Annotated in this window: 13 protein-coding genes, 1 tRNA gene and 1 pseudogene; 9 read left to right on the top strand and 6 right to left on the bottom strand. The window is 67.9% G+C overall.

What is annotated here, in order from left to right; genetic code table 11:
• From ACRDUX_RS10830 to rplQ, 9 genes are all read left to right on the top strand, one after another.
• Positions 1-282: large ribosomal subunit protein uL15 (locus ACRDUX_RS10830; protein ID WP_526413718.1), on the top strand; the 282-nt coding region annotated here is incomplete at its 5' end.
• Positions 275-1588: a preprotein translocase subunit SecY gene (gene secY / locus ACRDUX_RS10825; RefSeq protein WP_526413716.1), complete on the top strand. Its 1314-nt coding sequence runs from the start codon at positions 275-277 to the stop codon at positions 1586-1588. The genes ACRDUX_RS10830 and secY, both read left to right, overlap by 8 nt.
• A gap of 111 nt (positions 1589-1699) precedes the next feature.
• Positions 1700-2350, top strand: coding sequence for an adenylate kinase (locus tag ACRDUX_RS10820; RefSeq protein WP_526413714.1), 651 nt, complete (start codon positions 1700-1702; stop codon positions 2348-2350).
• A 53-nt stretch (positions 2351-2403) separates the two neighbouring features.
• Complete coding sequence (rpmJ, locus tag ACRDUX_RS10815; protein ID WP_526413712.1) at positions 2404-2517, top strand: 50S ribosomal protein L36; 114 nt, start codon at positions 2404-2406, stop codon at positions 2515-2517.
• Positions 2518-2532: 15 nt separating this feature from the next.
• Positions 2533-2913: a 30S ribosomal protein S13 gene (rpsM, locus tag ACRDUX_RS10810; protein ID WP_526413710.1), complete on the top strand. Its 381-nt coding sequence runs from the start codon at positions 2533-2535 to the stop codon at positions 2911-2913.
• A 26-nt stretch (positions 2914-2939) separates the two neighbouring features.
• The gene (rpsK, locus tag ACRDUX_RS10805; RefSeq protein WP_526413708.1) at positions 2940-3347 is read left to right on the top strand and encodes a 30S ribosomal protein S11; all 408 of its coding nucleotides are present in this window, start codon (positions 2940-2942) and stop codon (positions 3345-3347) included.
• 24 nt (positions 3348-3371) lie between these two features.
• On the top strand, positions 3372-3998 hold the full coding sequence (rpsD, locus tag ACRDUX_RS10800) for a 30S ribosomal protein S4 (RefSeq protein WP_526413706.1): 627 nt from the start codon (positions 3372-3374) through the stop codon (positions 3996-3998).
• Positions 3999-4032: 34 nt separating this feature from the next.
• Entirely contained in the window at positions 4033-5055 is a 1023-nt protein-coding gene (locus tag ACRDUX_RS10795) for a DNA-directed RNA polymerase subunit alpha (RefSeq protein WP_526413705.1), read from the top strand.
• 43 nt (positions 5056-5098) lie between these two features.
• Positions 5099-5557, top strand: coding sequence for a 50S ribosomal protein L17 (gene rplQ, locus ACRDUX_RS10790; protein ID WP_526413703.1), 459 nt, complete (start codon positions 5099-5101; stop codon positions 5555-5557).
• Positions 5558-5614: 57 nt separating this feature from the next.
• Here the strand turns inward: rplQ and ACRDUX_RS10785 are convergent, their stop codons facing one another.
• The 6 genes and pseudogenes from ACRDUX_RS10785 to ACRDUX_RS10760 all read right to left on the bottom strand — a co-directional run.
• A complete protein-coding gene (locus tag ACRDUX_RS10785; protein WP_526413701.1) occupies positions 5615-6841 on the bottom strand; it encodes a thiolase family protein in 1227 nt (408 codons plus the stop codon).
• A gap of 41 nt (positions 6842-6882) precedes the next feature.
• Complete coding sequence (locus ACRDUX_RS10780; RefSeq protein ID WP_526413699.1) at positions 6883-7767, bottom strand: alpha/beta fold hydrolase; 885 nt, start codon at positions 7765-7767, stop codon at positions 6883-6885.
• A 23-nt stretch (positions 7768-7790) separates the two neighbouring features.
• Positions 7791-7881 (bottom strand) — tRNA-Ser (locus ACRDUX_RS10775).
• 81 nt (positions 7882-7962) lie between these two features.
• A complete protein-coding gene (locus ACRDUX_RS10770) occupies positions 7963-9207 on the bottom strand; it encodes a beta-propeller fold lactonase family protein (protein WP_526413697.1) in 1245 nt (414 codons plus the stop codon).
• An 84-nt stretch (positions 9208-9291) separates the two neighbouring features.
• Positions 9292-13098, bottom strand: coding sequence for a hypothetical protein (locus ACRDUX_RS10765; RefSeq protein ID WP_526413695.1), 3807 nt, complete (start codon positions 13096-13098; stop codon positions 9292-9294).
• Positions 13095-14712 (bottom strand): annotated as a pseudogene (locus tag ACRDUX_RS10760) (hypothetical protein); the annotation flags it as partial. The gene ACRDUX_RS10765 and the pseudogene ACRDUX_RS10760, both read right to left, overlap by 4 nt.

Below are 14712 nucleotides of genomic sequence, written 5' to 3'. Positions count from 1 at the left end.
CTGCAACGCCGCCTGCCCAAGCGCGGATTCCGCAATCCGTTCCGCAAGGAATTCGAGATCGTCAACCTCGGACGCCTCGAAGAGGTGTTCGAGAACGGCGCTGTCATCGATGCGGCCCTGCTCGCCGAGCGCGGGCTGGTGCGCCGCGGCCTGCCGGTCAAGGTGCTCGGCCAGGGCGCGCTGACCAAGGCGCTGACCATCAAGGTGCAGGCCTTCAGCGCGACCGCGAAGGAACGCATCGCGGCCGCCGGCGGCAGCACCGAGGTGATCGCCAGTGCTTGAAGGGTTCCAAAACGCCGGGCGGATTCCAGAGCTGCGCCGCCGCCTGCTGTTCACGTTCGCGATGCTGGCGGTGTTCCGCATCGTGGTGGCGATCCCCACGCCCGGGATCGACGGCAGGGCGTTGGCGGAGTTCTTCGAGTCGGTACGCGATTCCGTGCTCGGGCTGGTCAATCTGTTCTCCGGTGGCGCCCTCGAGCAATTCTCCATCGCCGCGCTGGGCATCATGCCGTACATCAGCGCGTCGATCATTCTGCAGCTGATGACGGTGGTGATCCCGCATCTCGAGCGTCTCTCGAAAGAAGGCGAGGCGGGCCGGCGCAAGATCACGCAGTACACGCGCTACGGAACCGTCGTGCTCGCCATCATCCAGGGGCTGTTCATCAGCATAGGCCTGGAGTCGTTGCGCTCGCCTGGCGGTGCCCCCGTGGTCTTCGAGCCCGGCTGGAGCTTCCGGGTCATGACCATCATCACGTTGGCCTCCGGTACGGCCTTCCTGATGTGGCTCGGCGAACAGATCTCGGAGCGCGGCATCGGCAACGGCATCTCGATGCTGATCTTCGCCGGGATCGTGGCCAACCTGCCCTCCGCGGTGCTGACGACCGTGCAGTTCATCCGCGAAGGCCAGATGAGCATCTTCGTCTTCATCGCGTTGGCGGCCCTGATGGTGCTGATCGTCGGCGTGATCATCTTCGTCGAGCGCGGCCAGCGCCGCATCCCGGTCCAGTACGCCAAACGCGTCGTCGGCCGGCGCATGTATGGTGGCCAGAGTTCGCATCTCCCGCTCAAGCTCAATACCGCGGGCGTGATCCCCCCGATCTTCGCCTCGTCGTTGCTGGTCTTCCCGGCGACCATCGCCCAGTTCGTCGACCATCCCTGGACCCAGGCGGCCAGCGAGTGGTTCAGCAACGGCGGCGTGGTCTACTACGTCTTCTTCGTCGCGCTGATCATCTTCTTCAGTTATTTTTATACGGCGGTCACGTTCAACACGAGTGACGTCGCCGAGAACATGAAGAAGTTCGGCGGCTTCATTCCGGGCATCCGCCCAGGGCAGCGCACCGCAGAGTACATCGACCGCGTGCTGGCGCGCATCACCCTGGCGGGCGCCATCTATGTGGCCTCCGTCTGCATCCTGCCGACCATCCTGATCCAGCAGTTCAACGTCCCCTTCTACTTCGGCGGCACCGCGTTGCTGATCGTCGTCGGCGTGGCGTTGGACACGGTGGCGCAGATCGAAACCCACATGTTGACCCGCAACTACCAGGGCTTCATGCGCCGCGGCCGCCTGCGCGGCCGGCGCGGGAACTGAGGGTGTCACGGACCGGGGTCGCGCCACAGGGCTTGAGTCACAGCAGACGGACGCGCCGAGCGGCCGAACGAGCGCGGCGGGGCGCGTCTGGGACGGAGAGCGCAACGGGGCATGCGCATAGTGCTGTTGGGGCCTCCAGGTGCCGGTAAAGGCACACAGGCGAAATTGATGCAGGAGCGAATCGGTATACCCCACGTCTCGACCGGCGACTTGTTGCGCGCCGCGGTCGCCAGCCAGAGTGCGCTCGGGCTGGACGCGGCGGACTACATGGAGCGCGGTGAACTCGTCCCCGACGATCTGGTCATCGGTATGATCGATCAACGCCTGCGCCAGAACGGCCACGACCCCAGTTTCATGCTCGACGGCTTCCCCCGCACCGTGAACCAGGCCGAGGCGCTGGACCGCATGCTGAGCGTGCGCAGCATCCCGCTCGACCACGTCGTCAGCCTCGACGTGCCGCGCGAGGAGCTGGTGCGCCGCTTGAGCGGCCGCCGCACCTGCCGCCAGTGCGGCGCCATGTACCACGTCCTGCTCGATCCGCCTCAGCACGCCGAACAGTGCGACCGCTGCGGCGGCCCGCTGTTTCAGCGCGAGGACGATCGCGAAGAGACCATCCGGGCGCGCCTCGAAGTCTACGATCGGGCGACCGCGCCGCTGGTGACGTTCTATCGCTCGCGCGGCCTGCTGCGCGCCATCGACGGTACCGGATCGGCGGGCCATGTGCTCGAGCGCATCCAGATGGAACTGGACGGCCGCGCATGACGCGCCGGGCCGTGCAGATCGCGCCGCGCTGCGGCGGGGTCGAGGAGTAAGCCGTGAAAGTCAGGGCATCCGTGAAGAAGGTGTGCAAGAACTGTAAAGTGATTCGCCGCCAGGGCGTGGTTCGCGTCCTGTGCAGCAACCCGCGCCACAAGCAGCGGCAGGGATAGCAGCAGGAGTCTGGCATGGCGCGTATCGCGGGAGTGGACCTCCCCAAGAACAAGCGGGTCGAAGTGGCGCTGACGTACCTCTTCGGCATCGGGCGCTCGCTCTCGAGCGAAATCCTCGAGAAGGCCAAGGTCGATCCGAATCGCAAGAGCGACGATCTGTCGGACGACGAGGTCGTCCGCATCCGCCAGGTGATCGACCAGAGTTACAAGGTCGAGGGCGATCTGCGGCGCGATACGGCAATGCACATCAAACGCCACATGGATCTCGGCACGTACCGCGGTGTCCGCCACCGGCGCAATCTCCCCGTGCACGGACAGCGCACCCATACCAACGCGCGCACGCGCAAGGGACCCCGCCGCGCCATCGCCGGCAAGAAGAAGGCGCCCACGAAGTGACGCCGGGACGCTGAGGATCACCGCTTATGGCCAAGACCCAGACGCCGACCGACAAGCAGCCGGTCAAGAAGAAGAAGCAGAAGCGCACCGTCAGCGACGGCGTGGTGCACATCCACTCGACCTTCAACAACACCCTGGTCACGATCACCGATCAGATCGGCAACGTGCTCGCGTGGTCGAGCGCCGGCTCGGTGGGGTTCAAGGGGTCGCGCAAAGGCACGCCGTTCGCCGCCCAGATGGCGTCGGATGCGGCCGCCAAGAAGGCCATGGAGAGTGGGGTCCGCAACGTACAGGTTCACGTCAAGGGACCGGGCGCCGGACGCGAGTCGGCGCTGCGCTCGCTGCAGAGCGCCGGGTTCCACATCACGGTGATCCGCGACGTGACACCGATTCCGCACAACGGCTGTCGGGCGCCGAAGCGGCGCCGCGTCTAGCGGCCGCGCAGGAGGGAAGGTCCATTGGCTCGGTATACTGATTCGGTCTGTCGTCTGTGCCGCCGTGAGGGGTTGAAACTCTTCCTCAAGGGCGAGCGCTGCTATACGGACAAGTGCGCCATCGAGCGCCGCAACTACCCGCCCGGCCAGCACGGCCAGGGTCGGCCGAAGTTCTCCGAATACGCCCTCCAGCTGCGCGAGAAGCAGAAGGTGAAGCGTATGTACGGCGTGCTCGAGGGCCAGTTCCGCCGCTATTTCGAGATGGCGGAGCGCTCGAAGGGCATCACCGGCGAGATCCTGCTGCAGCTCCTGGAGCGGCGGCTGGACAACATGATCTACCGCATGGGATTCGCGACCTCGCGCGCCGAGGCGCGCCAGCTCGTCCGCCACGGACACTTCCAGATCAACGGACGCAAGCTGAACATCCCGTCGGCACTGTTGAAGACGGGCGATGTCGTGACCGTGCGCGAGCGCAGCCGTACGGTGACCCGCGTCCAGGAAGCCCTGGCGCAGGCCGAGCACCGCGGCGCGCCCGATTGGCTCGAAGTCAACCGCGAGGGGTTCCAGGCCCGGGTGAAGGCGTTGCCATCGCGCGCCGAGCTGACCATGCCGATCAACGAGAAGCTCATCATCGAGCTGTACTCGAAGTGAGGCACCCCAGAGCGAGCGACGTGGAGGGTTCTTGATGCAGCCACAACGAAATTGGCGCGACCTGTTGAAGCCGACCGGTCTCGAGACCGACGACAAGAGCATGACGTCGACGTACGGCAAGTTCGTCGGCGAGCCGTTCGAGCGCGGCTTCGGCACCACCATCGGCAACGCCCTGCGGCGTGTGTTGCTGTCGTCCCTGCAGGGTGCGGCGATCAGCGCCATCAAGGTGGATGGCGTGTTGCACGAGTTCGCCACCCTCACCGGGGTGCGCGAGGACGTCACCGACATCGTCCTCAACCTGAAGGAAGTGCGCCTCAAGCTGCACGACGGCGTGGAAGCGCAGGCGCGGATCGAGGCCAAGGGCGAAGGGGTCGTGCGCGCCGGCGACATCAAGGCCGGGCCGAATCTCGAGGTGCTCAACCCCGATCATCCGATCGCGACGCTGTCGAAGGAAGGCGTGCTGCGTGCCGAGCTGACGGTCAAGCTCGGCCGCGGGTACGTGTCGGCGGACCGCAACAAGGACGAGGAAGCTCCGGTCGGTACGATCCCCATCGACGCCGTGTTCTCCCCGATCCGCAAGGTGAACTACACGGTGACCAACGCCCGTGTCGGCCAGCGCACCGACTATGACAAGCTGACGGTCGAAGTGTGGACGGACGGCAGCGTCCGCCCGGACGACGCCGTGGCGTACGCGTCGCGCATCCTGCAGGACCAGCTCAGCATCTTCATCAACTTCGAGGAAACGCCGGAGATGGCGGCCGAGGAGGAGGAGTCGGCGCCGACGCTGAACGAGAACCTCTTCCGCCCGGTGGCGGAACTCGAACTGTCGGTGCGGTCGGCGAACTGCCTGCAGAACGCCGACATCAAGTTCATCGGCGAGCTGGTGCAGCGCACCGAAGCCGAGATGCTCAAGACCAAGAACTTCGGCCGCAAATCGCTCAACGAGATCAAGGAGATCTTGCGCGAGATGGGGCTCGATTTCGGCATGCACATCGAGAACTTCCCGACTCGCGAAGAGCTCGACCGCCGCCTGGCGCGCGAGAAGGAAAGCGCTTGAGGAGCTCGGGCGCACTGCAGCGTGCGCCCGAGGTGAGACGACAATGCGACATCTGAAAAGCGGACGAAAGCTCAACCGAACCAGCGAGCACCGGCGCGCCATGTGGCGCAACATGGTGACCTCGTTGTTCCAGTACGAGCACATACAGACCACTGATGCGAAGGCCAAGGAGCTGCGCCGCTTCGCCGAACGCATGATCACGCTCGGCAAGCGCGGCACCCTGCACGCCCGCCGCCAGGCGCTCGCCTTCGTGCGCAGCCGCACGGTGGTGGCCAAGCTGTTCGACGATATCGCGCCGCGCTTCAGTACGCGGCCGGGCGGCTACACGCGCATCACCAAGCTCGGTGTGCGCCAGGGCGACAAGGCTCCGGTCTCGCTGATCGAGCTGACCGAGCGTGGCGATCGTGCCCAGAGCGAGGCACAGAAGAAGAAGGAGCGCCGCGCCAAGGCGCAGCGCAAGAAGGACGAAGCGGCCGCCAAGGCCGGCGCACCGATGGGCTGATCGAGAGGGCCGCGCGACCGCGCGGCCCTCTTTCAGTTTGAACCGCCTGGGTCGCCGTCAGACCGCTTCCAGGATCGTCGCCGCCCCCTGGCCCATGCCGCCGCAGATGGTGGCCAGGCCGTAGCGGGCGCCGCGCCGGCGCATCTCCAGCGCCAGGGTGCCGACCAGGCGCGCGCCCGATGCCCCCACCGGATGACCGAGGGCACAGGCGCCGCCGTTGACGTTGATCCGCTCGCCCCCGCCGGTGCCCATCTCGAACTCGCGCATCAGCGCGATCGGGGCGCAGGCGAAGGCCTCGTTGATCTCCACCAGCTCCATGTCGCTCATGCGCAGGCCGGAACGCTGCAGCGCCTTGTGGGTGGCCGGGATCGCCGAGTAGATCAGGTCGCGCGGGTCGCAGGCCCCGATGCCGAGCGTGTGCAGGCGCGCCAGGGGGCGCACGCCGCGCCGCTCGGCCGCCTGGCGCGACATCACCAGGCAGACCGCCGCGCCGTCGGCCTGACCGGAGGAGGCGGCCGCCGTGATACGGCCGTCCGGCCGGTAGATCGGAGCGAGGGAGCTGATCTTCTCCATCGAGGTGTCGCGCCGCGGTCCCTGGTCGCGATCGATGAGCGCCGGCGTGCCGTCGGCCGCCAGTCCTTCGAGCGGCACGATCTCGTCGGCGAACCGCCCGGCATCCTGCGCCGCGATGGCGCGCTGATGGCTGAGCAACGCCCATTCGTCGAGCTCGCGCCGGCTGATGTCGAAGCGCTCGCACAGGCGTTCCGCGCCCTGGCCCCCGTTGAGCTCGATCGGGTTGATGCGCGCCATCATCTTGGGGTTGGGGTTCATCGTGGCGAGCATGTGCCCGCCCTCCTTGATGATGGCGTCCATGTCCATCCCGTCCTTGATGGTCGGGATGCGGAAGTGGGTCATGCTGTCGAGCCCGCCGGCGATGTAGACATCGCCTTGGCCGCACTGCACGTTCATTGCCGCGAGGTGCACCGACATCATCGCCGTCGTGCAGGCGCGCTCGACGCTGAGGCCGGTGACATGCGGCGGAAAGCCGGCCAGGAACGGAATCGCCGTGCCGGGGTGCGCCTGCTCGCCCATCATCTCGACCGCGCCGAGAATGACGCCGTCGACCTCGCCCGCGTCGACCGCCGAGCGCTTCAGCACCTCCTGCAGAACGGCGCTCGCCAGGTCGTCCGAGCGCACGTTGCGAAACACCCCGCGCTGCGAATCGGCTTTGCCGAACGGCGTGCGGACATACCCGACCAGCATGGCATCGCGCTCACCACTCATGTGCTTCCCCCAATCATCGAAGACGACAATGCCGCGACTGGTCAGCGAAGCGGCGCGAGGAATTCCACCAGCGTCGGGTTGACGATATCGGGGCGCTCCTGGTGCACGAAGTGGCCTGCCTCAGGGACGATCACCGTCTGCAGGCCGCCGGGAAAGAGCGCCGCCATGCCGTCGAGCAGCTCGACGCCGATACATCCGTCGCGCGCGCCGTGGAAGAACAGCGTCGGCGCGGCGACGGTTCCGAAGGCCGTCAGACCCTGCAACTCGGCCAATTCCGGCCGCTGGTGGAGCGGATTGAACGTGTGGCGGTAGTAGCCCAGGGCCGCCGACAGGACCCCGGGCTGGCGAAAGGTCGCCTTGAGCGATTCCATCTCGGCGGCCGGCCACTCCCAGCCGGGAGACCAGTCGCGCCAGAGGCGCTCGAGGAAGGCGAAATCGTCGTGCGCCACCGCCATCTCGGCGAGCAGGGTTTGGAAGAAGAACATGTACCAGGAGCGGCGCTGCTGTTCGTAGTTGGTGAGGAACGCGCTGCCCAGCGCCGGACCGTGCGGTACGGCAGCGGTCACCAGGCGCGTCACGCGGTCGGGCGCGGCGATGGCTGCGCTGTAGGCGGCCACGGCGCCCCAGTCGTGACCGAACAGCGCTGCCTGCTGGTAGCCGAGCGCCTCGATCAGGGCCACGGCGTCCTGCGCCAGCGCCGCGCTCTGGTAGGGGCCGTCGGCCGGGACGTCGCTGGGTGCGTAGCCGCGCATGAAGGGCGCCACGGCACGAAAGCCGGCGGCCGCGAGGACGGGCAACTGGTGGCGGAAGGAGCGCGCGTGGTCGGGAAACCCGTGTAGGCAGAGCACCAGCGGCCCGTCGCCGGCCTCGATCGTGGCGAAGCGCAGCCCGTTCGCCTGCACACTGCCGGTTCGCATCTCGTCCATGGCTCTCGCACGGTCACACGAGATGGCGGAGCGGGCGGGATTTGAACCCGCGGTACCCTTGTGAGGTACACACGCTTAGCAGGCGTGCGCCTTAGACCACTCGGCCACCGCTCCCGACACCGTGTGAACCTCCCAGCTCTTACGCGAACCAGAAACCGGTTGCAACGCGCTCGGCCGGCACGGTGGGGCTCGATCTCAGCCCTCAGGGCACCCGTTCAAGGCCGCGTTCACCGCGGCGATGAGCTCGTTGATCGTGACGGCGCCGTTGCCGTTGGCATCAAAGGCGGCGCAGGCGCTCACGGCGGAATTGCCCAGAGCGATATTGACCCCGAGGATGAGCTCGTTGATCGCGACCGTGCCGTTGCCGTTGCAATCGCCCGGGCACGTCCCGCCGCCGGGGGTCCTCGTCGGTGTGGACACAGGGATGGTCGGCGTCGGCGTGGCCCCCGGCCGGCAACTGTTGCTCAGCGACGTGATGGCGATACCGCGAGGATCGGTGCCGACCGGAATCGACATCAACAGACCGTTCTCGCCGTCGAGCACGGCGACGCGGTCGTCGGTGTCGTCGGTCATCAGGGCCATCTGACTGTCGGGGACGGCAGCGATGTCGCGCGGCTCGGATTCCAAGCCGAGCGCGATACTGGGCAGCGGAAAGGTCCGCGCGTTCGGATCGACGGCAATCAGGACCACGTTGGCGCCGGTCGAGTCCTTGTTGCACAGGAAGGCGAACGTCGCGCCGACGGTGATGCCGCGCACGTTGGAGGACGGGCGGAGGTTGAGGCCGGCGGTCGGTTCGCCGCTATCGGCGCGGAGAATCGTGATCGGCAGGCTGCTGACGTAGGCCATGGTCGTCTCCGACTCGACGGCGACGTCGACCGGGCCCGGCGCAGTTTCGAAGCGGTCCGTCACACTGTTGGTGGTCGTATCGATGACGACGAGTTCGTTGTTGGTGGGGTTGGCGACCAAGACGATCGCGCCGCCCGCCGCGGCGTCCAGCCCTCTCGGCTCGCCGCCGACGTCGATGGTCGTCGCCAGCGTCAGGGACGCTGCGTTGATCACAGACACCTTGCCGGTCGTCGGATGCGAGACGTAGACGGCCTCGCCGCTGGGAAGCGCAACGATCTCCGTCGGCCCAGCGCTCACTTCGATCGTGCGCACGACGTCGAGCGTCGCGGTGTCAATCACTGTCACCGTCGCGGCGTCGCTGTTTGCGACGTATACGCGCGGTGCCCCAGCACCGTTCTGACCGACGGCGACGCCGTGCGCTCCGGCCCCGACGTCGACCGTGTCGACCACGGTGCGCGTCGCCACGTCGATCACCGCTACGGTGCGATCCCCGGCATTGGCTACATAGGCGCACACCTCGGCGGACACCGAACGGGGCGGGGTGCTGCCCGCCGCTAGGCAGGCGACGAGAAGGACGAACTGGGGGGAACGCATGCGGTGTCTCGGGGGGTGCTCGTGACGTTCTCGCGGCCGTCCAGCCGGTGGCGAGCTTCGCCTCCGCTGGGTGGCACGCGGCAACTATGGCGTCGGCGTTTCCGTGGGTGTGGCTGTGTCCGTCGCCGTCGCGGTTGGTTCCTCTGTCGGGGTGTCGGTCGGCGTGGCGGTGACCGTGTCAGTGGCCGTCGCGGTGGCGGTCGCGGTCGACGTCGGTGTCTCGGTCGGCGTGGCGGTGACCGTGTCGGTGGCTGTCGCGGTGACGGTCGACGTCGGCGTCTGGGTCGGCGTCGCCGTGGCCGTAAACGTCGGCGTTGCGGTGGCGGTGGCCGTGAACGTCGGCGTCGCCGTGGCCGTGGGCGTGAACGTCGGCGTGGCGGTGACCGTGGGCGTGAAGGTCGGCGTGGCGGTGGCCGTGGGCGTGAACGTCGGCGTCGCCGTGGCTGTGTGCGTAGACGTCGGCGTCGCGGTGGCCGTGTGCGTGAACGTTCGCGTCGCGGTGGCCGTGGCGGTTTGCGTGCGGGTGGCGGTCGGTGTGCTGCTTGGGCCGACCAGCGTGACGCTGATCGTGCCGTTGCTGCCGCTGACCGGCAACGGCACGCCCGACGCATCCTCCGCGAACAGGTTGCTGTTGGTGAGCGGATAGATGCCCGGCAGGGCGGTGGCCAGGATCGAGAACTGGCAGGTGTAAAGCGTGCCGTTGGGCAGGATGGCGTTGGTGCCGAAATCCTGCACCACGGCGCGGATGGTGCGCGTCGTCGCGGTCAGGCCGACCTCGAAGATGTTCAGCACCTTGTCGTACGGCGGCACGGTGAGGGCGGGGTTGAGCGTGCACCCGCTCAGGACATTCAAGCCGAAGCGGGTGGTATCATAGGTGAAGTCGTTCGAGACGCCCGCCGCATTGAAGATCGACGAGGTCAGCGTGGTGGGGACGCTGGCACTGCCGCCGGCGAGCCCGTTGGCGCTGCCGATGTTGATCATCAGCGTGAGCGGAGTGTTCGTCGGCGTCGCCGTCGGGGTCGCGGTGTACGTGGCGGTCGCGGTCGGGGTCAGGGTCACGGTGGCCGTCGCGGTCGGCGTGGCGGTCACGGTGGCTGTCGCGGTCGGGGTGGCGGTCACCGTAGCGGTCGCGGTCGGGGTGGCGGTCGCGGTCGCCGTTGCCGTCGGGGTGGCGGTGACGGTGGCGCTGGCGATCGGCGTGGCCGTGTGGGTGGCGGTCGCGATCGGGGTGTCCGTGACGGTGGCCGTCGCGGTCGCCGTCGCCGTCGGGGTGAACGTACGAGTCGGTGTCTCGGTCGGCGTCGCCGTCGCCGTGGCCGTGAGCGTCGGCGTCGAGGTATGGGTCGGGGTGTTGGTCACCGTGGCCGTGAGCGTGGCGGTGGCTGTCACCGTCGGCGTCGGCGTGATGGTGCGGGTGGCGGTCGGCGTGCTGCTCGGGCCGACCAGCGTGACGTTGATCAAGCCGTTGCTGCCGCTGGCCGGCAGCGGTGCGGCCGAGGCATCCTGCGCGAACGGGTTGCTGTTGGTGATCGGATAGGTGCCCGGCAGGGTGCTGGGCAGGACCGAGAACTGGCAGGTGTAGAGCGTGCCGTCGGGCAGGATGGCGTTGCTGCCGAAGTCCTGCACCACGGCGCGGATGGTGCGCGTCGTGGCGGTCAGGCTGATCTCGAAGACGTTCAGCACCTTGTTGAACGGCGGCGCGGCGAGCGTCGAGTTGAGCGTGCACCCACCCGCGAGGGCCAAACCGAAGCGGGTGGTGTCATAGGTGAAGTCGTTGGAAACGCCCACCGCGCTGAAGATAGACGACGTCAGCGTGGTGGGCACGCTGGCGCTGCCGCCGGCGAGCCCGTTGCCGCCGCCGATATTGATCAGCACGGTGAGTGGGGTGTTGGTCGGCGTCGCCGTCTGCGTAGCCGTGCCGGTCGCGGTCGCGGTCGGGGTGGCGGTGGGGGTGGCCGTGAGCGTCGGGGTGGCGGTGACGGTAGCGGTCGCGATCGCGGTGGCGGTGGCGGTGGCCGTCTCGGTCGGCGTTGCTGTCGCGGTGAACGTGCGGGTCGGGGTCTCGGTCACGGTCGGCGTCGCCGTCGCCGTGAACGTCGGCGTCGCGGTGTTGGTCGGGGTGTCGGTGACCGTACCGGTGGCCGTGGCCGTGGCCGTCACCGTCGGTGTCGGCGTGATGGTGCGGGTGGCGGTGGGTGTGCTGCTGGGCCCGACGAGCACCACGTTGATCGCACCAGTCCCACCGCTGGCCGGCAGCGCGGCGGCCGACGCGTCCTGCGCGAATGGATTGCTGCTGATGACCGGATAGCTGCCCGGTACGGCGCTGCCCAGGATCGAGAACTGGCAGGTGTAGAGGGCACCGTCGGGCAGGATCGCGTTGCTGCCGAAGTCCTGCACCACGGCGCGGATGGTGCGCGTGGTGGGGGTCAGGCCGACCTCGAAGAGGTTCAGCACCTTGTCGAACGGCGGCGCGGCGAGCGTCGGGTTGAGCGTGCACCCAGCCAGGAGGTTCAGGCCGAAGCGGGTGGTATCATAAGTGAAATCGTTCGCGATGGCCGCCGCGCTGAAGATCGACGACGTCAGCGTCGTGGGCACGCTGGCGGTGCCGCCGATGGCCCCGAAGCCGTTGCCGATGTTGATCTGCACGGTGAGCGGAGTGTTGGTCGGCGTCGGCGTCTGGGTGACGGTGCCGGTGTTGGTCGGCGTCGGCGTGATGGTCGGCGTTTCGGTGGGGGTAGCGGTGTCGACCGGGGTCGATGTCGGCGTCGAGGTCACGGTGGCGGTGAAGGTCGCGGTCGGCGTCGCGGTGACCGTGGGCGTGTAGGTGTCCGTCGGGGTCGCCGAGTTGGTCGGGGTGATGGTCGGCGTCGCGGTCGCTGTGAACGTCGGCGTCGGCGTCTCGGTCGGCGTGCTGGTGATCGTCCCGGTCGGCTGCACCAAGGTGACGACGATGGCGCCGTTGGTGCCGATCACCTGCAGGTTGTTGCCGCCCGGATCCTGGGCGAAGAAGCCGCTGTTGACCAGCGGGTAGCTGCCCACCGTCACGCCCGGCCCGACGTCGAAGTTGCACGAGTAGAGGAGCCCGTCCGGAATCGGGTTGTTGTTGTACGGCGGGCCCTGCACGAAGAAGCTGTATGTGGAGGTGGTGCCGTTGAGCAGCACCGGAGTCACCACCAACCGCTTACCCAGCGCTGGATTGAGCGTGCAGTTCGCCGGGTCGAGCTGGAAGAAATTGTTCTGGAAGGTGATGTTGTTGGCGGTGCCCGCGACCTGGAAGCCGGTCGTCGCCAGACTCACCTGGACGTTGACCAGGCTGCCGGCCAGGCCGATACCGGTCAGGACGTTGATCTGCGCCGAGGTCGGAATCTGGGTCGGCGTCGGGCCGATGAGCGTGACGATGACGCCGCCATCAGCACCGTTGGCCGGGTTGTTGATGCCAGTCGGATCCTGCGCGAGGACGTTTCCATTCTGTAGCGGATAGGTGCCCGGCAACACGCCGGGGAGGATGTCGAACTCGCAGGTATAGAGGATGCCGTCCGGTATCGGTGCGGTGGGCGCGGCTCCCAACTTCACGCCGATCCGCAGCGTGGTGGTCGTCGCGGTCATTGCGACGCGCACCGGGTCCAACTCCTTCGGCAGGGCCGGGTTCAGGATGCACCGCGTCTTCGGGTCTCCGGGCAGTGCCAGGATGGCGTTCGGGAAGGTGATGTCGTTGGTCGTTCCCGCGACCTGCAGGCCCGACGACGCCAGCGAGACCTGGACGAAGACCTTGTTGTTGGCCCCGGTGCCGAAGCCGATGTTGATCGAAGCAGTAATCGGCGTCGGCGTGATGGTCGGCGTCTCGGTGGGCGTATCCGTCGGGGTGCCCGTGTCGGTCGGGGTCGGTGTCACCGTCGGCGTCTGCGACGGCGTCTGGGTGTAGGTAGCCGTGGCGTGTTGGTCGGCGTGTCGGTGAACGTCGCCGTCGGCGTCTCGGTCGGCGTTGCGGTCGGCGTCGCCGTCGGCGTGTCGGTGAACGTCGGCGTCGGCGTTTCCGACGGCGTCGAGGTCGGGGTCATGGTCGGCGGTTCGCAGCCGCCGGTCGCGGCACCGACGGCTGCGATCAGGTCGCCGATGGTGAGGTTGCCGTCGCCGTTGAAATCGAACGCCGGGCACGAGCTGATCGGGGCCAGGCCCTGGGCGATGTTCACGCCGATGATGAGCTCGTTGACGGTCACGCGCGAGTCCAGGCTGCAGTCGCCCTGACAGGTGGCGACGATGCGGCCGCTGCGCATGGAGACCGGCAGCGCTTCGCCGACCGCGTCGCTGGCGGTGACGTTGGAGATCTGCAGCGCGTGGTCGCCCGGTTCGGCGTGCGCATAGATGCGCACGTCGCAGGTGTAGAGCACCGAGCCGTCGGGAATCGGGTTCAGATCACTGGTCGAGACGACGACGGCGCGCAGCCGGGTGCAATCGACGCCGGGCGTGCAGTCGGTGGGGAAGAAGGAGAAGGCGCTGTCGGGCTTGCTGACGACGAAGGCGCAACTCATGATCGGTGTAGTCGGGTCGAAGGTGATGTCGTTCTGCACCGAGACGACCGGGGCGCCGCCCGTGCCGAGCGTGACGGAGAAACGCGCCTGCAGGAACTGCACATCGCTTGCCGGCAGGTGCGGGAACGGGATGAGCGGATTGTCCCAGCGACCGAAGCCGTCGCCGATATCCACCACCACCGGCGGCAGGGCCTTGAACAGCTGCACCGCGCTGTTGGCCGTCGTCCCGACGGCGACATCGAGGCGGCCGTCGCCGGTGAAGTCGCCGATCGCCATCGCCTTGGGGCTGAGCCCGTTGCCCGCCATGTTGAATATCTGGCCGGGGATGAACACCGGGCTGACCGGCGGAATGAGCGGCGGCGCCGGCGGCGGCAGGCTGTAGAAGAAGTTCAGCGTGTCGCCCAGCGTTTCGCGGTTGCCGCGCCGCAGACCGACCACCAGGTCGGTCATGCCGTCGCCGTCCATGTCGGCGCCGGCGACGCTGGACGCGAAGCAGGCTGGCGGCCCCTCCGTCGGGGTCGGCGAGGGCGTGCCCGGGCCGACCGGCGGGAGCGGGGTCGGGGTGGCGACCGGTTCGCTGGGGGTCGGCGGAACGGGACAGACGCCGAGCGAATCGCTGACGCTGAAGAAGCCGTCGCCGTGGTTCAGATTGAACCCGACATCGGCGCCCGGGAAGCGATTGCCGGTGTTGGCCGTACCGATATCGTCGACCACGGAGTCGGAGTTGAAATCCGCCAGCGACAACGCCTGCACTTCGTCGCCGACTAACAGGTTGCGGCGCCGATCGAAGTTGGGTCCGAAGAGGACCGTCACGTCGCGCGCGGCGCCGCCGGCCTCGGCCAGCACCGCGATATCGACCGCACCGTCGCCGTCGAAGTCCGTCGCCACGGTGTCGCCGGCGCGCTGAATGGGCGAGCCGAACGGGCCGGTGGTGGTGAAACCACTGCCGCCGCCGCTGTTGTTCAGGATGTAGACG

Origin of the sequence: Mycobacterium sp. (assembly GCF_050701675.1) — a bacterium.
Lineage (GTDB): Bacteria > Actinomycetota > Actinomycetes > Mycobacteriales > Mycobacteriaceae > Mycobacterium.
This window is presented reverse-complemented; position numbering and strand designations above follow the sequence as displayed.

What these genes read in the sequence shown, in the direction of transcription:
- ACRDUX_RS10820 (WP_526413714.1), top strand. Translation starts at nt 1,700, where the DNA reads ATGCGCATAGTGCTGTTGGGGCCTCCAGGTGCCGGTAAAGGCACACAG.
- rpsM (WP_526413710.1), top strand. Translation starts at nt 2,533, where the DNA reads ATGGCGCGTATCGCGGGAGTGGACCTCCCCAAGAACAAGCGGGTCGAA.
- rpsK (WP_526413708.1), top strand. Translation starts at nt 2,940, where the DNA reads ATGGCCAAGACCCAGACGCCGACCGACAAGCAGCCGGTCAAGAAGAAG.
- ACRDUX_RS10795 (WP_526413705.1), top strand. Translation starts at nt 4,033, where the DNA reads ATGCAGCCACAACGAAATTGGCGCGACCTGTTGAAGCCGACCGGTCTC.
- rplQ (WP_526413703.1), top strand. Translation starts at nt 5,099, where the DNA reads ATGCGACATCTGAAAAGCGGACGAAAGCTCAACCGAACCAGCGAGCAC.
- ACRDUX_RS10785 (WP_526413701.1), bottom strand. Translation starts at nt 6,841, where the DNA reads ATGAGTGGTGAGCGCGATGCCATGCTGGTCGGGTATGTCCGCACGCCG.
- ACRDUX_RS10780 (WP_526413699.1), bottom strand. Translation starts at nt 7,767, where the DNA reads ATGGACGAGATGCGAACCGGCAGTGTGCAGGCGAACGGGCTGCGCTTC.
- ACRDUX_RS10770 (WP_526413697.1), bottom strand. Translation starts at nt 9,207, where the DNA reads ATGCGTTCCCCCCAGTTCGTCCTTCTCGTCGCCTGCCTAGCGGCGGGC.